Here is a 20,293-nt window from a genome sequence, read left to right as displayed (position 1 = left end):
AAATGATGAAAAAGAGCTCGCCTGCGGGCACGCTCCCAGCTGAGGCGCAAGCCAAGCTCGACGGCGTATTCGCCAAGGCCAAAGACAAGATGGTCGCGCGCTGCGATGCCGACAAGTGGCCAGCCGAATTCACCACCTGCGTCGAAAAGGCTTCGGATCCAAAGGCGCTCGACGGCTGCAAGCTGCCAGCTGACCTCGAAAAGAAAATGATGGAAGACATGCAGTCGCTGGTTCCAGAAATCATGGCCGCCATGCAAGGCGCCATGCCTGTTGACCCAGCCGCCGCCGCTGCGGGCGCTGCTGCCGCTGGCGCCGAAGCCGCCGCTGCTGGCGCTGCTGCTGGCGCTGCCGCCGCTGGCGCTCCAGGCACCGAAGCTGCCGCCGCTGGCGCTGCTGCTGGCGCTGAAGCCGCTGCTGCTGGCGCTGCTGCCGGCGCGGAAGCTGCCAAGGCTGGCGCTGAAGCCGCCAAGACCGAAGCTCCAAAAGGCAACTAAGCCATTTCGACAATACGCTGACCGCGGCAACGCGGCCAGTAACAGTTGTCACGTGAGAGGTCGCTGCTTGCAGCGGCCTTTCTTGTTTTCGGCGTTGGGGGTCACTTACGACTTCGCGCAGTTGCCGGCCTATGCTGCCGCGCCGCCGCAATGGGTGCAAGCGCGGCGCGCCTGGTCGATAAAATACTCCCAGCCACAGTGGCGACACGCGGCGACTTGGTAGCGTAGCGCATCCACGTCGGGGTAGTCGCGCGGCAACGCGTCGGCAATCGCCGCCAACGTTTGGCTGCATTCGATAATCGCCTCAGCACCGCGACGATGCGCGACGCCTCCCATGCCTTGCGCGAGAAAGCCGGCCTCGAGCGACGCATTGGATTCATAGGCCTCGCACATCTCTGTGAGCATGCGCAGCGCAGGCGCCGGCAACGACGCCAGCCGCGCGGCCTCCTTGGCCGTGTGGTCGCTGCGCACGCGACAGTGCTTAGAGAAAAAGATCTTCCGCTCGGTCTCGCGCCATGCCTCGCCGGCGTTGATGGTGCCGGTGACGTCTTGATGGCTCCAAGCCAAGAAAAAGTCGCCACGCGCGCCCGCAACCGCGGTGCGCACGCCGACATACGCATCTTTGAATTTTGCACGGAAGCTGCGCCCATCCAGGGTGTACGTGACGAACAAGCGGCCGCGCGCGGCCTCATCGGTCATTTCCGCGCCGGACGCGAGTTGGCAGAGAGCGTACGCCAGCACGCGGTTAGCTGCCATCGCGGGCCCCGCAAGCGCCGCCTCGTCTGGGGCCAGCAGCGGATCATCGGGAATTTCGATGTGCTGCGGGGGTGGCATCGGCCGCGCATTATTTGCCGTGCCTCCACAACGCGTGCAGCGCGGGCCACTCGGCGCAAACACGAACGCCGCGCCGCAAAAAACGCACACGCGGGCTTCAATAACTTGCGCCTCGTCATGGCTTATCGCCAACCAACTCGCCGCGATGGCGGCCAGCTCGTTGCCAACACCTAGCACCTGGCGTTGCGTCTGCGTGGGCGATCGCAGGACCTCTGCGAGCTTGTCGAGGTCACCAAGGTGCGCGACGATCACCTCATCTGCCAACGCCACGCGCTCGACCCTGCCTGCGAGCGCAAACAACCGCGCTTGCATTTCCTCGGGCAACATTCGTAGCCGCGCGATTTCGTTTACGATCCGAGGCCCCGTGGCATACGTCGTCGGCGCGAGGAACACCCTGGGCGTATCGTCGTCAAAGGTTTCGCCAGCAGCGGCGCGAAACAAAGTGAGGGTGCCAAAGACGCCCTTGCAGCGGGTCTCAACAAACACCGAGCTATGCAGGCCGTCGTCTTCGGCATAGAGGACCAGTCGCGATACGACGCCCTGGTGGTGGTAGGTCACGCGCGCCAGCAAATGGTCATCGCGCTCGGCCGCGCCGAACCGTTCTAGCGTCGCGCCGGGCATCCCGCGGCAGAACGTCCCGGCAAGCTGTTCCGCGAAATTGCGGCGCGCTCGTGCCGCATACAAATCATCGCTTGCTTCCCTCGGCGCGGAGGCCGACGTCGCCGGTGCAGGCGCTGGCGCCGCATGCCGCCCAAATATCCGCGTAAGCCAGTTCATCTCGGCCTCATGGTACGTCAGCGGCCTCCAGGGCGTCAGCGCCGCCGTGGCGGCAAAACCATTGGTCCACCCTATGTGCTCGAACGGATCATTTCACAAGCCGACTAGATTGCCTTTGGCGGGCGGTAACGTCACCATGCCCGCGAAAGGATCTCGCCCTTACCTATGAAATCAAGCTCCCTCGGCCTTCGCGCCACCCGTTTGTCCCTGTTGTGCGCCCTCGCGCTGCTCGCATCCTCGACCGTGGGCTGCAAGAAAAAATCTGGCGGCGAGGCCGCCGAGCCGGTGGCGACTGTTGCCGCCGACAAATGCACCGACGTTGCCGTCAAGGTTGGCAGCGCGCTGGAAACCGAGGTGCGCGCCGGCGCGCCCGAGACGGCCAAGGAAAAGCTGACGCCTATCTTCGCCGAGATTCAGACCATCATGAAGACGCGCTGCGCCGAAGACAAATGGCCCGACGAGTTCACAGATTGCGTTCTAGCTGCGGCCGATGCCGAGGCCATTGGCGCGTGCAACCTGCCGCCGGAGAACGAAAAGGCGCTCAGCGACGCGATGGAAGCCTTGACGCCAAAAATCATGGAGGCCATGTCGGCCCCGGCCGAAGCGCCCGCCGCTGACGCCAAGCCGTAGCGTTTTTTGCGCGCGCCGCTAGCTGCGACCGCAATCAGCTCAGTATGGCAGGTACACCGAGATTGCCTCGGTGTTGTTCGTAGCAAATTTTGCTTCGCGAAACTTGGACGTCAGAAAGGTCGCAACCTCTGCGCTTAACGAGGCCTTCGACGTCACCACGGCGTTCGTTACTTTTCCGCCTGGGGCAACGTCGAGTCGTATGCTGCCTATCCCCGTGCCGACCAGATTCGCGGTAGACGCCAAAGTCGAAGGTGAGACCTGCCTCGATACGGTGTTCACTCCGAAATTTGAAGTAGATGTGCGTGTGGCGACTGTTTGCCCCTCCGCCAGTTCCCCGAGAATGTCCAAAATCCCAATCTCAACGACAAGCTGATCCGATTTCGGCTGGCCAAGGCGCAGCGATTCAGCCCGCGTCGCGTTCACCGCCACCGGCTGGTGGCGCTTGACGTTGGCCGCGCTCGGGCCAGCCTGGGCCGTAGACACGGCTGCAAGGCCAAAAGAGAGGGAGATTGTCAACAAGGCGCAAATGCGTGTTTGTTTCATATGTGCCCCGAGTATAGGCAGAGCCCGGGATCGCACTCAAACCGACGTAACCGAATAAAGCAGGCTATGTATGGTCGATGCCTTCCATACCCGACGCTAAAGGCGGGGGGCGCTACCTCGACGGCAGCGGCATGCTAACGGTCACCACGTCGGTGTTACCCAGCGAAAACGTATGCGCTGTGAGCACGCCGGTAATGCAGCCAGCGTCGGGCTCGGGCATGGCATTCATAAACGTAACCTTTGAGACGATGCCTCCAGGCGCAAACGCCACCTGCACGCGTTCCTTACGGCCGCCGGCAACGGACTGCCCCGCGGTGGTTGAATAGCACGCCAAGATCGCCGGGCGGGTGGCGGCCAGGCCGTCGGTTATTGCTTGCTGGTCCGCAGCAGAGAAATCGGTCGGCACCCCCGAGACCATGGGTTGCGCTGCCTTATCTTCCGACGTCGGCTCGGCGGCCGCAGGGGAGGCGGTGGCAACCGCGGGCGGTGACGCTGGTTTCGAGCAGCCAGTAAGAATCCAAGAAAACACGAATAGTAGACTTAGGCTTTTTTTCATACCCCCGTCAGACGCTGGCAGCGCCGAACTCCTTGGGTTGAAAACGCCTAAGTAAGTTTCTGAGTTTAATCCAGGACTTACCGGTCCTGTCGCGCGGCTCTTACGCCTGGCCAGCAGCGGCGGCGACTTCGGCGGCGAAGTTGGATTCGGTCTTGGTGAGGCCTTCGCCGAGCTCAAAGCGCACGAAGCGGCGAATCTGGATGTTTTCGCCAATCTTGCCGACCAGCTCCTGCGTCAGTTGCTCGACGGTTTGCGCCGGGTTTTTGACGAAGGTTTGGTTGAGCAGGCACACCTCTTTGGTCCACGTGGTCACCGCGCTGTCGACCATCTTGGCGATGATGGCGTCGGGCTTGCCGGTTTCCTTGGCCTTGGCGGTGGCGACGTCGCGCTCGCGCGCAATGGCGTCGGCGGGGATTTCTTCCGCACGCACAAAAAGTGGGTTCATCGCGGCGATGTGCATGGCGACGTCGCGCGCAAAGGTGACGAACATCTCGTTGCGGCCGGCAAAGTCGGTTTCGCAATTGACCTCGACCAGCACGCCGACACGGCCGCCGGCATGGATGTACGAGGACACCACGCCCTCGGTGGCCTCGCGACCGGCCTTCTTCGCGGCCTTGGACAAGCCCTTGGCGCGCAAATAGTCGATCGCCTTCTCAACGTTCTGACCGCTCTCTTCGAGGGCCTTCTTGCAGTCCATCATGCCAGCGCCGGTGCGCTCGCGCAGATCACGAATCATTTCTGTCATCGACATAGCAATTCTTCTTTCTCAATTCGGTTCTTAAGAAACTAAAATGGAATCTGCGTCGGTGCATTTGCTGTCAGCGGGCCGCAACGCCGCAGGGGTGTGAGGAGTGGACATAAAGTCCATGACGAAACACCCCGAGGAGGTACGGCACGATCACAGCAAATGAACCACGCAGATCAATCGGGACGGGCTGAGGCGTCTGGGTTGAACATGGACCCCCCGGTGGAGATCTCAACCCGCGGGCCATCGCCACCCGAACTAACGCGGATGACTTGGTCTTGCGGCTCAACCTCTTCCTTCTTGTGCAGGTGGGCGCGCTCTTTGTGCACCTTGGTGCCAATGATGCACGCATCCGCGATGCGGCCAGCGAACAACTTGACGGCGCGGATCGCGTCGTCGTTGCCCGGAATGACATAGTCGATGAAGTCAGGGTTGCAGTTGGTGTCGGTCACCGCGACAATTGGAATTTCCAGCTTGCGCGCCTCTTCGATCGCGATGTGTTCCTTCGCAGGATCGATGACAAACAGCATGCCTGGCGGCTTTTTCATGGTCTTGATGCCACCGAGCGTTTGCATGAGCTTGGTGCGCTCTTTGGCGATGCGCACTTGCTCGCTCTTGGTGTACGCATTGATGGTGCCGTCTTCCTCGAGCTTTTCGAGGTTGGCGAGGCGATCGAGCGAGCCCTTGACCGTCTTGAAGTTGGTGAGCGTGCCGCCCAGCCAGCGATGCGTTACGAAGTATTGGCCGGCGCGCAACGCCTCTTCGGCGATGACGTCTTGCGCTTGCATCTTGGTGCCGACGAACAGCACTTGCTCGCCGCGCGAGGTCACGTCGACGACGGCTTGAAAGGCTTTTTTGAACAGCTTGACCGTGTGTTGCAGGTCAATGATGTGAATGCCGTCGCGGGCGCCCCAAATGAATTGCTTCATCTTTGGGTTCCAGCGGCCGGTGTTGTGCCCAAAGTGGACACCCGCGGCCAAGAGTTGGCGCAGCGTGATTGGGGTTTCTGACGTAGCTTCTTCCATCGTTTCCATAGTCTGTCTCCGTTGTGCGTCCGGCCCCGTCATCGCAGTGGCAACAGCGCTGACCTGCCTCACCATGAGACCTGCCAACACCACGGCGCCACTACTCAAAGGCCGTGTTGGTTAGGGGGCAGTAGGTAGCACGGCGGTGGGAGTGGTGCAATTGCATTACCGAATGATCGCAATCAATAAAACATATTTAATATCAATGGCTTACATCAATGCCGGTTGCCAGCTACGTCGCCCTCCAGCGAGCATCGGTGTGATACAGAGTCGCATGACGAAATCTAGCGAATGGACCTTGGGCCGGCCCCGTCTCGCGACCTGGCTGCCTCTGCTGGCGGTTCTGACTACCCTCACGTGCAAATCGCCACAGCGCACGACCCCCACCGCAACAATAGCAACCGCTGACGAACGCACTACCGAGGGCTCCGATGCCGCCGTGGTCGTCGCCGACCCGGCGTGGTTGACGACCAAGACACCCCTCGATCCAAAAATCCGCCGCGGCGTCCTGCCCAACGGCCTGACCTACTACTTGGTGCAAAACCCAAAGCCTGCCAAACGCGCATCGCTGTGGCTGGCGATCAATGCCGGCTCCGTGCTCGAAGATGACGACCAACGCGGCCTGGCTCATTTTGTCGAGCACATGGCGTTTAATGGCACGGCCAATTTTCCCAAACACAAGATTATCGAGACAATCGAACAATTCGGCATGAAGTTCGGTGCCGATCTCAATGCCTATACGTCGTTTGACCAAACGGTCTACCAACTCAAGGTGCCAACCGATGACGCCGCCCACGTAGGCAAGGCGCTCGATATTTTGCGCGATTGGGCTGGTGGCATTGCCTTTGACGCGAAGGAAATCGAAGCCGAACGCGGCGTCGTGTTAGAGGAATGGCGCCTAAGCCAAGGCGCGCAAATGCGGCTGGCAGAAAAGCAATTGCCCCTGTTACTGAGGGGCTCCAAGTTTGCGGAGCGCTTGCCTATCGGCTTGCCCGACACAATTAAGACCGCGCCGCGCGAGGCGTTTTTGCGGTTTTATAAAGATTGGTATCGCCCAGATTTAATGGCGGTCATTGTCGTCGGCGACCTCGATCTAGACAAGGCGGAGGCCGAGATCAAAGCGCGCTTTGCGTCGCTGGCAGGCCCTACCAAGTCGCGTCCGCGCCCCCTCGAGCGGGTACCACTCGACCATGCAACGCTGGTGTCGCGGCTTTCCGATAAGGAAATGCCGATGTCGATGATCTCAGTTTCAGACAAGACACCTGCGCCTGGTGAAGAAACCGTCGGTGATTATCGCGATTATGTCATCGATGCCTTGGCAACCATGATCATCAGCGAGCGCTTTACCGAGTTGGCCAAGGCCGCAGATAGTCCGTTTCTCATGCCGCCAGCCATCGGCACCAACGAAATCGTACGCGATGCAACGTCGACGACGCGCATGGCAGTGGTGAAGAACGGACGGACGCTCGATGGGCTAAAAATCTTGATGACCGAGAATGCGCGTGTGGCCCAACATGGGTTTCTCGCGACCGAGCTCGCGCGCGCCAAGAAGGAATTTCTAAGCACGTATGTGCAAATGACCAAGGAAACGGATTCGCGCGACTCAGCCGACGTGGCCGCCGAGCTCACGCGCAATTATTTCGAGGGCGAACAAATGCCTGGCCGGGCCGCCGAGCTCGCGCTGGTGGAAGCCTTGCTGCCAACGATTGGCCTGACCGATTTGAATCAGAGGGCACGTCAGCTCGCCGTGGCACGCGGGCGGATTATTTCGATCGTCACCCCCAAGGAGGGCGATTTGCCCCCCGAGGCCGAGATCGTAAAGACCGTTGCGGCGGCCGAGCAAAGCGTTGAAAAGCGCGAGGAGGTTGCCATCACGGGCAAGATTCTTGAAACGCCACCAACGCCAGGGACCATTATAGCCGAGCGTGTCGACGAGGCACTAGGCATCACCGAGTGGAAGCTCTCCAATGGCGCGACGGTGGTGCTAAGGCCAACGGATTTTGACGCCGATACCATTTTGCTGTCGGGCTTTGCCAAGGGCGGCTATTCGCTCGCTTCCGATGCCACGTACTGGAGCGCTCAAGCTTCAGCCGCGATGGTCAATGTTAGCGGCGTCGGCACGCTTTCCAAGGCTGACCTCGATAAATTAAGCGCAGGGCGCAGAGCCGTGGCCATCACCGAAATGGATGAATTTTCGCAACGCGTTTTCGGCAACGCGTCGGTCGCGGATTTTGAGTTGATGCTGCAAATCCTACATGCCAAGATTGCGGCGCCACGGCGTGACCCCGTGGCGATTGCGACCTGGCAGCAGATGCAGATCGGTCTCGCGAAAGAAAACAATGCCTCGCCGGAGCAAAAATTTGAAGACCAAGTGCGCGAGGCGCACTACGGCAACAACCTGCGCAAGCGCGACGCCGAGCCGGCAGATTTAGAGGCGATCAGCATCGACGACGCCTTCGCGTTCTATCGCGAGCGCTTCGCCGACCTCTCCGATTTTACCTTTGTGCTTACCGGCAAGCTCGACCTGCCAACGACGCGGCTGCTGGTGATGAAGTATCTCGCCAGCCTGCCGGGCTCGGCGACGAGTCCCCGAGTTGGCACGTGGAAAGATCCAAATCTGCCACGCCGCCCCGGCAAGCACAGCAAAACCGTGCACGCCGGCAGCGAACCCAAAAGCCAGGTTGTCTTGTCGACCTGGTTGCCGGCGACTTGGACGTTGGCAACCGCCACCGATGCCAAAATCCTTCGCATGGCGCTCGGGATGCGCCTGATCGACGTGTTGCGCGAAGAGATGAGCGGCGTATACGGGGCACGGGCAAATGTGACGCTTTCACGCATCCCGCGGCAAGAATTGCGCTTGGACATTAATTTTGGCTGCGCCCCAGAAAATGTCGCGGCGCTGCAAAAAGCCGCGCGCGCCGAATTGGCAGCCATTGCCAAAAACGGCGTCGAGCCCGCGTATCTCGAGCGTATTGTTGCGCAGCTGCGACGAGAACGCGAAGAAAATTTGAGCGTCAATCGCTGGTGGCTGAGCTCCATTGCCCAGGCTTATGAGTATGGCGATGCCTTGCCGGCGCTCCTCGATATCGAGGCAACCGTGGCGCGCGTAACCAACGGAAATATTAAGGCCATGGCCAAGCGGCTGGTGGCCTCGAAGAACCAATTTACCGGCGTGCTGATGCCGGCGAAGTAGAGCCGCGCGAATTGTGTTGGCGCCCCGCGCGGCGCCTGATATGCGTCGGGCATGCAAGCCTGCGCCGTCCATCCCACCTTTGAGGCCTTTGGCGCCTGCCGAACCTGTAAGCAGCCGCTGTGCGATAGCTGCCTCGCCTTTAACATGGGCCGCTCGTGCGGGCCGTGTGAGGCGGCCGCCAAGCGAAAATCGCGCGTGGCCTTAGCGGTCGGGGGCACCGTCGTCGCGGCGGGCATCGTTTGGCTCGCGATCAACGGCAAGAAAATTAACGACAAGCGGGCGGCGGAAACCTCGGCGAAGGTGGCGGAGGCGACCAAGCTTGCCGCCGAGCCCATTGACCTGCGACTCGCCAAGCAAAAGTGGGCCAAGGTGCCTTGCGATTATGAGGCCGCGCTCACCGTGGTTGAGGAATCGATGGAGCTCGGGCGCAACCAAGAGGCCATTGACGCGGTCGACGCTTGGCAGCCGGCCTGCGGCGAGCCGCGCAAGTTGCTGTGGCGCAAGTACCGCGCGCACTTGGAGCTTGGGCAACCGCAGGAGGCAACGACCGCGGCCACGGCCTTGATCGCCAGCCGGCCTGCCGACAGCGATTTTTGGTGGTGGCGCGGCGACGCGCAATGGCGCTACAACCTGCCGGGCGCGTTCGCTGATTTCCGCCAATCTATGGCGAATTCGGGCGAAGACAGCCTTTCGCAATACGCCGCCGGCATCGTCGCGCGCGTCGCCGAGCAGACCGCCGACGCCTGCGAGCTGGTGTTTGCGCTCAACTATTTTACCCGCGTCCAAGGCGGCACGCTGTCGGACGATGCCGACCGCGCCTATCAGGCGACCATGTTTGGCAAGAAATGCGACGAGCTCGCCGTTGGTACCAGCGGCAAGCTTACGCGGCCAAAGGGCGAAGCTGGTGTGTTTGGCGATTTCACGGTGGGCGAGCGCACCATCTCCGCGCGCGTCGACGAAAAGGCGGGCACGACCGCAATTACCACGGCGCTCGCGAGCGAGCTGGGCCTTGCGATCGGGGAAGCCAAGATCGAGGGCTTGGTCCTGGGCACCATGATGAGCGGCCGCCTCGCCAAGGTGCCGGCGATGCAGCTCGGCGGCCTCGAGCTGAGCCAGGTCGACGTGATGGTGGTTGACGCCATCGCGAGTGACGATGAGATGGTCGCGGGCTTTAACATCTTGTGGCGCCTGCAACCGACGGTAAACGCATCGTCGATTACGCTCGTGCCGTGGAAATTATAGCGACCGCGCCCAGGCGCGACGCACGCACTCAAAACGCAGCAAACCACCCGAGTTGGTTGGCAATTGCGCACAAGATGCTTTAACAAACAACGGCTTACCCACTACCGCCACACAGGCTGTCCTCGCCACATTCACAGCGCTTCCACAGCCTACCCACAGCTTGGACGCGCGGGAGCACACCGGCGATTGACGCGAAACGGCGCTTGACCATCGCCGCGCAAACCCACAAACTGCGGGCGTGTGGTCCAACTACACTGCACGTCACGCAGCGCAACTCATTGGCCTCAGCGAGTCAACGGTGCGCATGTGCATCCGCGAAGGCTGGCTAGGCCATGTGGGCGAGCTGCCGGTGCGCTTGTCATTTCGTGATCTAGCGGCGCTGCGCAGTGTCAAGTCGCTGCTAGGCGCAGGCCTTTCGCAGCAGCGACTGCGGCGAGATCTCGCGGCCATCTTGGCGGAACGCTCGCCAGGCGCCTTGGCCGAGCTTGCGCTCGAGGCACGCCATGGCCACGTGCTGGTGCGCGGCGGCGAAAATCGCCACGTGTCGCAGCTAGAATTGGCGCTCGATAACGCGCCCTCGTCCCACGCCGAGCTGCACACCTTTGTCACCGCGCGCGCGCCTGGTGGAGGCACGGTCCGCCTCGCGGTGGCGTCGCGCCCAAGCACCGCGCCACAGACCGCGGAGGATTGGATCGTCGCCGCGGTCGCGCTAGAGGAATCCGACCTGGCAGGCGCGATGGCGGCGTATCGCAAGGCGATCGACCTGCGGCCGGACGCCACCGAGGCGTGGATTAATCTCGGGCGGCTGATGGCGGAAAACGGCGACCCAGGCGGCGCGCGCGCGTGTTTTGACACCGCGCTTAGGCTGGAGCCCGACGATGCGACGGCGCTGTACAATATGGGCGTCGTTGCGCAAGACTTGCAAGACGAGCAGTTGGCGATCGCGAACTACGTGCGCGCGCTTGAGCTCGACGCCTCGTTGGCCGAGGCCCACTACAATTTGGCGACGCTCTACGACTCACGCGGCGACGCGCGCGCGGCGATTCGGCACATCAACGAGTATCGCAAGCTGACCAAGTGACGCGCTAGTGCCGAGCATAGGGATAACCCCACGCGGTGAGGCGGCCGGGCGCGAAGGTAAGGGTGAGGCCCTGGCGAGGTGGACTGACAAAGACCGTTTCGCTGGTGGGCGCCACGAAATAAACGCCGTGGTATTTTCGGTGCACGCGCAACAATTTTCCCGCGGGGCCTACCTCGAGCGTCGCGATGGAATCGAGAAACGCCGACGAGGTGCCCGCGGCGATGGCACGGCGACGCGCGGCGATGTCGAGCTCGTAGGTGCCGTGGTAGGCCGCCAGCTGCGCAGGCGGGACGGCGACTGGCACGGTTTCCCTCGCCAGCGCGATCGCTTGCCCCCGAAAACCTGCGTACGCCGCTTCCGCGATGGTTTCGGCGTCGATGGCATCGTTATTGGACCACACAAATATGACGAGCTGCGCGTCGGGCATCGCCCAAAACGCCAGCGCCACGCCATCGAGGATGCCACCGTGAGAGATGAGCGGCCTGCCCTCGTGCCGCGTCACCCGCCAACCATAGGCAAACTGATGGGTTTGACTGGCCGTCGTGATCATCCGCAACCAGGCGTCGCGCGACAGCAGCTTGCCACCGCTTAGATGGCGATACCACGTCAACATGTCGCGCGCGGTGGAGCGCACGTCGGCCGCGCCAAACAGCACCGAGTAGTGTGGCCGCGGCGCGGCAACTCGCTCGCCAGCAGGGCCCACCGTGAAGCCATCGGCGCGGTTGGCTAGATCGCTCGCCTCGCCAACGCGTGTGCGCGCGAGGCCCGCGGGCGCAAATAGCCGCTGCGCGAGAAACTCGGCATACGGTTGCTGGCTGGCCGCGGCTACGATGGCCGCCAACACGGCGTAGCCCGCATTCGAGTAGGCCTCCTTGGTGCCTGGCGCAAACTCCAAGGGCTTGTGGTCAAACGTTGCGAGCAACGCGTCAACTTCAATCGCTTCGCCGCGATGATCAAATATCTGCGGCAACGCGGCGTGGTTGATCAAGCCGGAACTGTGAGTGAGTAGCTGCGCGATCGTAAGGCCGCGGCCAACCTTTGGGTACTGCGGCAGATGCTTGCCAAGGACGTCCGTGACCGCCAATCGGCCGTCTTGCTCTAGCAACAAGATCGCGGTGGCGGCAAACTGTTTGCTAAGCGATGCAAGCGCCATGTTGGTGTCGCGGTCAGGCACCGCGCGCGACGCTTCATCGGTAATGCCCAGGCCACGTTCATAAATGACCTTGCCCATGTGTTCGACGACGACGTAACCAGAAAATGTAAAGCCCTCGCCGTGGTGGCGCCCGTGACTGGCGAGATGCGCGTCCATGGCCGCGGCGGGAAACCTCGCGGCAGGTAAGCTCGCGCCGGCAACCTCGGCCGCTCGCGGCGACGTCGATGGCACGCTCGGCTTGTCGTTGCCACACGCCCAGGCCGCCGCAAATGCGGCGATGGCCATGCAACTATTGACATGAGCAGCTCGCCGCATCTCGACCGAGCCGCGCTACGGCTTGCGCTCGTAAACCATCGAGAGCCCACCCTGTTCCAAGGTGAACGACCCACCGTCAGCGCTAAATTTGGCGGTGATGTTCGCGCGCTCAAACACAAATTCCGTTGGGCTTGTCGGCGTCAAAAAGAATGAGCCTTGCTCCTTGGGCTCGCAACGCACAAATTTGCCGACCACTTTCATTTGCATGGTGGCAACGGAGTCCATGACCGAGGCGGGCACGCCGAGCTTAATCGCCGCCTCGCGCGACGCCGCGGTGAGTTCATACGTGCCTTGATAGCGCGCCAACGTCGCCGGCGGCACGTCGGCAGGCTTGGTCTCCTTGGCGAGCTCGACTTTTTTGCCGCTGTACGCTTTGTACGCCATCTTCGCGATCGGTTCGGTGGCGAACGTATCGTTGTTGGACCACGCAAAGATCATCAGCTGCTCCTCAGGTATCGCCCAAAACGCGGTCGAGAAGCCGTCGATGCCGCCGCCGTGCGTGATGAGGACCTTTCCGTCGAGGGGCGCAACGATCCAACCATAGGCATATTGATCTTTTTCGACGGTGGTCATGCGTTTCCAGGTGTCCGCGGTAATTAGCTTGCCCGAGGTAACGTACTCAAACCACGTCATCAATTCATGTGCGGTCGAGCGCACGTCGCCAGCGCCAAGCGGCACCGACATGTCGATCGCCTTGGCGGGGACCAACGCGCCGTCGTCGTTGACCGTAAAGCCATCGGCGCGGTTGGGCAGGCCAGCCGCATCGCCGACAACGGTGCGCACAAGCCCTGCGGGCCTAAACATCCGCTCAAGGGCAAATTCAGCGTAGGGCTGTTTGCTAACTGCCTCGACGATGGCCGCGAGCACCGCATAGCCCGAGTTGGAGTAGGAAAATTTGCTCCCGGGGGCAAATTCGAGCGGCTTGTCCCAAAACGTCTTAAGCAGCGCGGCCGGCGTCAAGGGTTTGGCGCGGAGGTCGAACACCTCGGGCATCGCGGTGTAGCTCGGAATACCGAGGTGTGGGTCAGCAATTGGTGAATGGTGAGGTCGCGCCCGACCTTGGGATATTTTGGCAAGTGCTTGCCGATGGTATCGGTCACCGCAAGCTTGCCGTCTTGCACCAGCAACATGATCGCCGTCGCGGCGAACTGCTTGCTGATGGAGCCGAGGCGAACGTTGGTGTGGTGATCGGGCTTGGCCGTCTTGCCATGATCGAGGCAACACGTCGCCTTCTCATAAATCGGCTTGCCGTTTTTGGTCACCAGCACGTAGCCCGAGAACCTCGCCGCCTCGCCATTGTAGCGGCCATAACTTTCGAGAAACGCGTCCATCGCCGCGCTCTGAAACACGCCGGCGACAGGCGTGGGCGACGACGCGGCGGCGTCCCCCGTGGCTGCGGCACCGGCTGGCACAGCCGCGGAATCTACCGGGGAGGACACCTTTGCGTCTTTGGGCGAACAACCGAGCAGCAATGTGGCGAACACGCTAATTAGGCAAACCCGACGGGCGAAAATGGTTCGTTCCATCTCTCGTAAATACCACGATGGACATGGCCGCGCGACGCCGCAAGTGACCGCAATCGCCCGGCAACCCGGCACTTTAGCGCGGCGGACCTTGTCGCCTTCTACGCTACATGCCAAACAACTCTTGTGGTCCACCAACGTTGCTCGCCGCGCCGGTCGTGCCGAAGGGTAGTTACGCTCGTAGCGCTGCTCGCCGCAACTTCTGCACTCGCGCAACCGATTGAGCCGCCGCCAACACCAGCGCAAGCGCCCCCGATCGAGACGACAGCGGAAGCCCCAACACCTAGCGACGAGGACCTCGAGGCCGAGCTGGCGGCGGCGCTTGCCACCGACGCGGCGGCGGGGCCTGCGTCAGCCAGCAGCGCGCGCGGAAGCGGCGGTGCGGCGGCGGGCGCAGGCGTGTCGATGAACCCCGACATGGCGTTTATTCTCGATGTCGCGGCGGCGTGGTTTAGCGAAAAGGATAACTTACAGACCGGCGGCCACGATCCGACCGAGGCGGGGTTCGTGCTGCAACAACTTGAGCTTTCAATCGGCAAGGCGGTCGATCCGTATTTTCGCTTCGACGGCAATCTGGTGTTTAGCCAGTTTGGCGTCGAGATCGAAGAGGCCTACGCCACGACGCTGGTGCTGCCACATCGCTTGCAGGTGCGCGCCGGGCAATTTCTCACTCGCTTTGGCCGCGGCAATGCCACCCATCCTCATAGCTGGGACTTTGTCGACCAACCCTTTGCCATCGGCCGCGTGTTTGGTGGCGAGGGTAATCGCGGGCTTGGCGTCGAGGCGTCGTGGCTGTTGCCGACGTCGTGGTACGCCGAGCTCGTAGCCTCGGCGACCGACGCCAGCGGAGAGTCCACGGCGCGCAGCTTTTTTGGAGCGAATGATTTGCCGGTTGAGTCGCCGCTCGATGTGCAGGCGACTATCGCGCTCAAGCAGTTTGCCGATATTTCAGCAAACTGGTCGCTGCTCGGCGGCGTCTCGTTCGCGACGGGCCCAAATGGCACCGGCCACGACAATCGCACCGATGTGTGGGGCGTCGACGCCTTCCTCAAGTACCGTCCCATTACCGAGGCGAGCACCACCCAGGTGACCTTGCAGACCGAATGGCTGCTGCGTCGCCGCCAGGTGCCGCATGCCTTGCTGTCCGACATTTCAGGCTATGCGCAAGCGACGTGGCGGTTTGCCAAGCGATGGGGCGCCGGGGCGCGCTATGAGTATGGCTCGACGAGCACCGCCATCGACGGCGTTGGCAGCGACGACCTTGACCCAGCGTGGACCAAGGGCCGCGCGCGCTATAGCGGCGCGCTGACGTTTTGGGCCACCGAGTTTTCGCGTATGCGCTGGCAAGTGTCGGTCGACCGGCCGGCGTGGCTTGCGCAGCCAATCTTCGCCAGCTTTGTCGCGCTTGAGGTGGTTGTGGGGGCGCATGGTGCACACAAGTTTTAGCCACCCCGGCGCAAGGCCCCCCATGAATTTGACCCCTCCTCGCTTCGTCATAACTCACAGAGGTTCCATGCTTAAACGACTCGCTCCGACATGTGTCTTGCTCGCGTTGACCTTTGCGGGGACGGCGCAAGCGGGCGTAAACGTGGTCGCCACGGTGCCGGATTTGGCGGCGCTCGCCAAGGCAGTCGGCGGCAAGCACGTCGACGTTATTTCCTTGTCGCTGCCAACCCAAGATCCGCACTTTGTAGACGCCAAGCCCAGCCTGTTGGTGAAGCTCAACCGCGCCGACGTGCTGATAGCGGTCGGGCTAGAGCTGGAAATTGGCTGGCTGCCAACCCTGCAGACCTCGGCGCGCAATCCCAAGATCTTGAGCTCGGGCAGCGGCTTTCTCGACTGCTCGACCGTGGTGAAAATTCAAGACCGCCCCGCCGGCGCCATCGATCGCTCGATGGGCGACGTGCATCCCGGTGGCAACCCGCACTATCTGGTCGATCCGCGGCAGGGCCTGGCGTGCGCCACCGCCATCGCCGATAAGCTCGCGGCCGCCGATCCAAAGAATGCGGCGACGTATCGCGCCAATCTCGCCGCGTTTCGCCTTGAGCTCGGCCGCGCCGTGATCGGCTGGAACGCGCGCATGAAGCCGTTTGCCGGCAAGCCGGTTGTTACCTATCACCGCTCGTGGACGTATCTCACCTCATGGCTGGGCCTGGTCGAGATCGCCGAGCTCGAGCCCAAGCCGGGCATCCCGCCAACGCCAAGCCACGTCGCCTCGGTGATTCGCTTGGCGCGAAGCAAGGGCGCCAAGGTGCTCATTCAAGAAGCCTTTTACCCCGACAAGACCGGCCGCATGGTCGCCGAAAAGATGGGCGGCACGGTGGTCGCCATTCCCGGCACCGACTTGGCAGCCGGCGAAACCTATCTTCAGCACGTCGAGGAGACCATCACGTCGCTGGAAAAGGCGCTGCGATGAGGACCTCCTATCTAGCCACGTGGAGCGCAATCGCGGCCATTTTCACCATGGCTGCAGGGTGCACCAATGGCCCAGGAGAGCCATTTGGCGCCATTGAGGGGCAATTCCACGCGCAGTGGCAAATGCTGCCCGAGCGAGATGAAGGCGACGGCTGGCAACGGCTCGCCAGCGATTTCGAGGTCAAGCTCGACGACGTGGGGCTCACCCTGCAAGCGCTCGCGCTGTTGCCCGGCGCCGAGGCCGCGCTCGCGTTTGATCCTGCGGCACCACCTCCGGGTTATTCGCTTTGCCACAACGGCCACTGCCATGCCGCCGATGGCCGGCTGGTCTCCTACGAAGACATTTCGGCCGAGCTCACCGGCGGCGCGCCGGCAAAGCCCTTGGTGACGTGGCCGCTCGCGCCAGTCGATGCGCTCGCCGGCGAATCGTTTGTCTTGGCCTGCGACGGTGCACCATGCGATCTGCCGCTGGGCAGCCTTGGCAAAGTGACGCTGACGACGAACGGCCTTGCGCTTGCCGGCCGCGTGCGCGATGGCCGCGAACCGGCGCGCCTCGCCGAGCAAGCGTTTGTGGTTACGCTCGAACTCCCCGACGGTGGCAGCAAGACGACGGTCGACGGCGGCTTGCCCATCGACCGCGCCAATGCGCCGCAGATCGCGTTTCTCGCCAGCCTCGCCCCGACCGCCGCGCTGCTCGACGACATCAACTGGCTGGCGCTTACCGGCGAGCCGCTCGATCTAGCGAGCGATCCAAACGGCGCCGCCGCGCTTGCCGAGGGCCTCAGCGCCACACCTCTCGTCTTCACTTCGATCCGTACCAACTAGTGCTATTGCCCTCCGGAGTTCATATGAAAAAACAAACCTTTGCAACTTTCGCCATCGCGCTTTCATTTATTGCCTGCGGTGGTGACGATCACGATAATACCAATGCCGCCGACGTCGAGGCCTGCGAGCACCTCGCGGAAGGTCCGTTTGAAGATGTGTTCGCCACCGCCGACGCCGATGCGCCCCCGGCCGTCAGCAATGACCACACGGCCTATGCGATCTTGCTCCCCGACGGCGCCCCTGGCTACGTAAGCTTCGCCGCGGCCGAGGCCACCGACTACATCTTCTTCTTTAACCAAGACGTCGACCTGGCGCTGACAACCGCCGATGGCGACCCGCTCCCCATCGAGGCGTCCACGACCAGCTCGGAGGCGTGCACGACGATCAAGGGCCGCCACGTCGTCGAGCTGCCGGTCGGCACGGCCGTGCTTGAGCTAGGGCCGGTCACTGGCGAGCTAAACCTGGTGATCGAAGAGGCCGCCGGCCACGTGCACGAGTAGCGCAAGTGCGCCCATTCCATTGACCGCGTTGGTCGGCCATGGCATCACCGTCCCATGTCGAACACGTTCAAGCTCATCGCAGTTTCCGCCGCCCTTGCCACCGTCGTGAGTTGCTCGCGCCCCAAGGCCGGTGAAACCGCGACCACCACTGCCGACAAGGCGACCGCCCAAAGTACTGAGCACGCGCCAGGCGAAGGCCATGCGTGTGGCAAGCACGGCGCAGGCCATGCACACGGCGACGGCGAAAAGCACCACGGTGCGATGCCGGACCACGTCAAGAATTACCACGCCGTGTTGTCGCCGATCTGGCACGGCACGACCGCGCGCCGCACCACCGCCTGCAGCAAGGTTGGAGAGCTCGTAGCCGCCGCCAAGTTGTTCCCGGCTGGCACCGCCAACCAAAACGAAATGGCCGGCGCGGCGCTGCAAGCCAAGACCGACGCGCTGCAAACAACGTGCGCCTCGGCAACCGTCACCGATGCCGACTTTGAAGTAACGTTTACCGCGGTCCACGATGCGTTTCACGCCGCGATGGAAGCCGCCAAGCCGTAACAAGTATTGTGAAAAACACACCTGCCTCTATCGCGCGTCCTCCGACCTCCACCGAGACCGCGCTTGTCCAGTGCAGGCGACTTGTCGTTGGGTATGTCGGCACCGCGCTCGCGCCGCCGGTTGATCTAACCATCGAACCTGGGCAAGTGGTGTTGGTCGTCGGACGCAACGGCTCAGGCAAGACGACGTTTGCCCGCACCTTGCTTGGGCTCTTGCCGCCGGTCAGCGGCGAAGCCGCGTGGCGCAGCGGCGTGCGCGCAACCTACGTGCCGCAAGTGGTGACTCTCGACGTCGCGCCGCTACGCGTGCGCGATGTCGCGCGGTGGGGTACGCAGTGGGGGTGGGATTTTTTGCGGCCATGGACGACCAAGGCGCAACGCGGTCGCGTCGAGGAGGGCCTGGCCGAGGTAGGCGCTGCCGAGCTGGGTGGCCGCCGCTTCGGTGAATTGTCGGGCGGGCAGCAACAGCGGGTGTTGCTCGCGCGCATGCTCGCCAGCGGCGCCGAGCTTGCGGTGCTCGATGAACCCACCGCGTCGATGGACGCGGTGGCCGAACGCGCGGCGTTTGCGCGTATTCGCGAATTGGCGCGCGAACGCAGCCTCGGTACCGTCGTAATTAGTCATGCCGTCGCGGTCGCGGCGCATTTCGCCGATTTGATCGTGTTCTTTGATCCGGACGCGCCTGGCGGCGAGAAAATTGCGGTTGGTCGGGTTGCCGACATTGCGGCGAGGCCGCGGTTTATGGCGCAATTTGGCCGCATTGTTAGCGAAGAGGCACCCCATGAATGACGCTGCCCCACGCCCGCCGGGCGACGATATCGACCTGGCGGCGATCGAGGCGGCGCTCGCCGGGGACGCGCCTGCCACCGCCGCGGATGGCACCGGCCATGCAACGACCGAGCCACACGCCCATGTCGAACAGCCTGGCCCAAGCTGGCAAGATTTTGTCGGCAGCTGGGATCTATTCCAAGATGCCGTGGTCGCGGGCGCCATCGCGGGCATCGTGCTGGGGTTTTTGTCGGTCTACATCGTGCTTCGCCGCATGGTATTTTTCAGCGCCGCGGTGACGCAGAGCGCGGGCCTCGGCGTCGCGCTGTCGTTTTTTGTTTCGATCTATTTGGGGTGGAGCATCTCGCCGTCGCTGGGCGCGATCGTGCTCTCGCTGGGCGCCGCGGCCGTGCTGACGCGCGATTGGCAAAAACTCGGGATTAGCCGTGAGATGATGCTGGGCCTGCTGTTTGCGTTGGCCTCAGGCGCGGCGGTCTTGGTCGGCGCCAAGATCACGCAAGAGGCACATGACATCACGGCGATCTTGTTTGGCACCGCGGTGGTGGTGGCCCACGAGGATTTGCACGGCCTTGAGATCGCTGGTGCCGCGGTGATGCTGCTGCAGCTGTGGTGGTTTCGCGGCTTTGTCTTTGCGAGCTTTGACCCTGTGGCGGCGCGCGTGCAGCGTGTGCCGGTGGCCTTGCTCGATTTGATCATGGCAATATCGATCGCAGTGGTGATCGCGCAGTCGGCGCGCGCCATAGGCGCCATGCCAACCTTTGCGCTCTCGACCCTGCCCGGCATGGCAGCGGTGGTGCTGGCGCGCGGGCCGTTTTTCGTCACCTTTGTCGTCGCCTCCCTGCTCGGCGCCGTCGCCGGCGTGGGCGGCTATCTCATCGCGTTCCTCTACGAATTCCCAGTCGGCGCGACGCAGGCGGTGCTCGCCGGCGCCCTCGTCGTCGTTGCCGTGCTGCTGCGCACGGTGCTCGCTGCATTCACGACGCGATGGCATCGCACACGCGTCGCCGCCTAGCCCCGCGTCAAAGCCTGCGACCTGTGAGCGACCTGCGAAATTTTTGCGCAGGGCGGCGAGAGCGTGGCGCTAGGCGGGCTTGCCAGCGTG

Annotated in this window: 20 protein-coding genes; 12 read left to right on the top strand and 8 right to left on the bottom strand. The window is 62.8% G+C overall.

Annotated features, from left to right (window positions below):
* Positions 1-2 precede the first annotated feature (2 nt).
* A complete protein-coding gene (locus IPL79_15160) occupies positions 3-494 on the top strand; it encodes a hypothetical protein (protein ID MBK9072318.1) in 492 nt (163 codons plus the stop codon).
* Positions 495-623: 129 nt separating this feature from the next.
* On the opposite strand, the gene IPL79_15155 is transcribed toward IPL79_15160, so the two are convergent.
* A complete protein-coding gene (locus IPL79_15155) occupies positions 624-2,105 on the bottom strand; it encodes a hypothetical protein (GenBank protein MBK9072317.1) in 1,482 nt (493 codons plus the stop codon).
* A gap of 165 nt (positions 2,106-2,270) precedes the next feature.
* Here IPL79_15155 and IPL79_15150 point away from each other — a divergent pair, with 165 nt between their 5' ends.
* A complete protein-coding gene (locus tag IPL79_15150; GenBank protein ID MBK9072316.1) occupies positions 2,271-2,735 on the top strand; it encodes a hypothetical protein in 465 nt (154 codons plus the stop codon).
* Positions 2,736-2,774: 39 nt separating this feature from the next.
* Here the strand turns inward: IPL79_15150 and IPL79_15145 are convergent, their stop codons facing one another.
* From IPL79_15145 to rpsB, 4 genes are all read right to left on the bottom strand, one after another.
* On the bottom strand, positions 2,775-3,278 hold the full coding sequence (locus IPL79_15145; GenBank protein ID MBK9072315.1) for a hypothetical protein: 504 nt from the start codon (positions 3,276-3,278) through the stop codon (positions 2,775-2,777).
* A 112-nt stretch (positions 3,279-3,390) separates the two neighbouring features.
* Positions 3,391-3,807, bottom strand: a complete 417-nt coding sequence (locus IPL79_15140; protein MBK9072314.1) for a hypothetical protein — start codon at positions 3,805-3,807, stop codon at positions 3,391-3,393.
* Between the two features lie 127 nt (positions 3,808-3,934).
* On the bottom strand, positions 3,935-4,585 hold the full coding sequence (gene tsf / locus IPL79_15135) for a translation elongation factor Ts (protein ID MBK9072313.1): 651 nt from the start codon (positions 4,583-4,585) through the stop codon (positions 3,935-3,937).
* 170 nt (positions 4,586-4,755) lie between these two features.
* Entirely contained in the window at positions 4,756-5,604 is an 849-nt protein-coding gene (gene rpsB / locus IPL79_15130) for a 30S ribosomal protein S2 (GenBank protein ID MBK9072312.1), read from the bottom strand.
* Positions 5,605-5,878: 274 nt separating this feature from the next.
* Here rpsB and IPL79_15125 point away from each other — a divergent pair, with 274 nt between their 5' ends.
* The 3 genes from IPL79_15125 (at position 5,879) to IPL79_15115 (ending at position 11,120) form a co-directional block, all read left to right on the top strand.
* Entirely contained in the window at positions 5,879-8,797 is a 2,919-nt protein-coding gene (locus tag IPL79_15125; GenBank protein ID MBK9072311.1) for an insulinase family protein, read from the top strand.
* 51 nt (positions 8,798-8,848) lie between these two features.
* The gene (locus IPL79_15120) at positions 8,849-10,039 is read left to right on the top strand and encodes a retropepsin-like domain-containing protein (GenBank protein ID MBK9072310.1); all 1,191 of its coding nucleotides are present in this window, start codon (positions 8,849-8,851) and stop codon (positions 10,037-10,039) included.
* 238 nt (positions 10,040-10,277) lie between these two features.
* Positions 10,278-11,120, top strand: a complete 843-nt coding sequence (locus tag IPL79_15115; protein MBK9072309.1) for a tetratricopeptide repeat protein — start codon at positions 10,278-10,280, stop codon at positions 11,118-11,120.
* A gap of 4 nt (positions 11,121-11,124) precedes the next feature.
* Here IPL79_15115 and IPL79_15110 read toward each other — a convergent pair whose 3' ends face one another.
* From IPL79_15110 to IPL79_15100, 3 genes are read right to left on the bottom strand one after another with little or no spacing between them, the layout of a single operon-like run.
* A complete protein-coding gene (locus IPL79_15110) occupies positions 11,125-12,558 on the bottom strand; it encodes a beta-lactamase family protein (protein MBK9072308.1) in 1,434 nt (477 codons plus the stop codon).
* Between the two features lie 45 nt (positions 12,559-12,603).
* Positions 12,604-13,572 carry a beta-lactamase family protein gene (locus tag IPL79_15105; GenBank protein MBK9072307.1) on the bottom strand — a complete coding sequence of 323 codons (969 nt, stop codon included), beginning with the start codon at positions 13,570-13,572 and terminating at the stop codon, positions 12,604-12,606.
* A complete protein-coding gene (locus tag IPL79_15100; protein MBK9072306.1) occupies positions 13,545-14,000 on the bottom strand; it encodes a beta-lactamase family protein in 456 nt (151 codons plus the stop codon). The genes IPL79_15105 and IPL79_15100 overlap by 28 nt, the downstream gene beginning before the upstream one ends.
* Before the next feature lie 237 nt (positions 14,001-14,237).
* On the opposite strand from IPL79_15100, the gene IPL79_15095 reads away from it, so the two are divergent.
* The 7 genes from IPL79_15095 (at position 14,238) to IPL79_15065 (ending at position 20,203) form a co-directional block, all read left to right on the top strand.
* Positions 14,238-15,557, top strand: a complete 1,320-nt coding sequence (locus tag IPL79_15095) for a zinc-regulated TonB-dependent outer membrane receptor (protein ID MBK9072305.1) — start codon at positions 14,238-14,240, stop codon at positions 15,555-15,557.
* A 67-nt stretch (positions 15,558-15,624) separates the two neighbouring features.
* Positions 15,625-16,527, top strand: coding sequence for a zinc ABC transporter substrate-binding protein (locus IPL79_15090; GenBank protein MBK9072304.1), 903 nt, complete (start codon positions 15,625-15,627; stop codon positions 16,525-16,527).
* Positions 16,524-17,351, top strand: coding sequence for a hypothetical protein (locus IPL79_15085; protein MBK9072303.1), 828 nt, complete (start codon positions 16,524-16,526; stop codon positions 17,349-17,351). Before IPL79_15090 ends, IPL79_15085 begins: the two co-directional genes overlap by 4 nt.
* Positions 17,352-17,374: 23 nt before the next feature.
* On the top strand, positions 17,375-17,851 hold the full coding sequence (locus IPL79_15080) for a hypothetical protein (protein ID MBK9072302.1): 477 nt from the start codon (positions 17,375-17,377) through the stop codon (positions 17,849-17,851).
* Positions 17,852-17,905: 54 nt separating this feature from the next.
* Positions 17,906-18,403 carry a hypothetical protein gene (locus tag IPL79_15075; protein MBK9072301.1) on the top strand — a complete coding sequence of 166 codons (498 nt, stop codon included), beginning with the start codon at positions 17,906-17,908 and terminating at the stop codon, positions 18,401-18,403.
* A gap of 8 nt (positions 18,404-18,411) precedes the next feature.
* On the top strand, positions 18,412-19,191 hold the full coding sequence (locus tag IPL79_15070) for an ATP-binding cassette domain-containing protein (GenBank protein ID MBK9072300.1): 780 nt from the start codon (positions 18,412-18,414) through the stop codon (positions 19,189-19,191).
* Positions 19,184-20,203 (top strand): metal ABC transporter permease, encoded by a 1,020-nt coding sequence (locus tag IPL79_15065; GenBank protein MBK9072299.1) that lies wholly within the window; start codon positions 19,184-19,186, stop codon positions 20,201-20,203. Before IPL79_15070 ends, IPL79_15065 begins: the two co-directional genes overlap by 8 nt.
* Positions 20,204-20,293: the final 90 nt, after the last annotated feature.

The organism is Myxococcales bacterium (assembly GCA_016716835.1).
Taxonomy (GTDB): domain Bacteria; phylum Myxococcota_A; class Polyangia; order Haliangiales; family Haliangiaceae; genus JADJUW01.
Note: the sequence above shows the minus strand (reverse complement) of the source record. Positions and strands in the feature narration are given on the sequence as shown.

Coding starts and splice junctions, on each gene's coding strand:
- IPL79_15160 (MBK9072318.1), top strand. CDS start 3: ATGATGAAAAAGAGCTCGCCTGCGGGCACGCTCCCAGCTGAGGCGCAA.
- IPL79_15155 (MBK9072317.1), bottom strand. CDS start 2,105: ATGAACTGGCTTACGCGGATATTTGGGCGGCATGCGGCGCCAGCGCCT.
- IPL79_15150 (MBK9072316.1), top strand. CDS start 2,271: ATGAAATCAAGCTCCCTCGGCCTTCGCGCCACCCGTTTGTCCCTGTTG.
- IPL79_15145 (MBK9072315.1), bottom strand. CDS start 3,278: ATGAAACAAACACGCATTTGCGCCTTGTTGACAATCTCCCTCTCTTTT.
- tsf (MBK9072313.1), bottom strand. CDS start 4,585: ATGTCGATGACAGAAATGATTCGTGATCTGCGCGAGCGCACCGGCGCT.
- rpsB (MBK9072312.1), bottom strand. CDS start 5,604: ATGGAAGAAGCTACGTCAGAAACCCCAATCACGCTGCGCCAACTCTTG.
- IPL79_15125 (MBK9072311.1), top strand. CDS start 5,879: ATGACGAAATCTAGCGAATGGACCTTGGGCCGGCCCCGTCTCGCGACC.
- IPL79_15120 (MBK9072310.1), top strand. CDS start 8,849: ATGCAAGCCTGCGCCGTCCATCCCACCTTTGAGGCCTTTGGCGCCTGC.
- IPL79_15110 (MBK9072308.1), bottom strand. CDS start 12,558: ATGGCCATCGCCGCATTTGCGGCGGCCTGGGCGTGTGGCAACGACAAG.
- IPL79_15090 (MBK9072304.1), top strand. CDS start 15,625: ATGCTTAAACGACTCGCTCCGACATGTGTCTTGCTCGCGTTGACCTTT.
- IPL79_15085 (MBK9072303.1), top strand. CDS start 16,524: ATGAGGACCTCCTATCTAGCCACGTGGAGCGCAATCGCGGCCATTTTC.
- IPL79_15080 (MBK9072302.1), top strand. CDS start 17,375: ATGAAAAAACAAACCTTTGCAACTTTCGCCATCGCGCTTTCATTTATT.
- IPL79_15075 (MBK9072301.1), top strand. CDS start 17,906: ATGTCGAACACGTTCAAGCTCATCGCAGTTTCCGCCGCCCTTGCCACC.
- IPL79_15065 (MBK9072299.1), top strand. CDS start 19,184: ATGAATGACGCTGCCCCACGCCCGCCGGGCGACGATATCGACCTGGCG.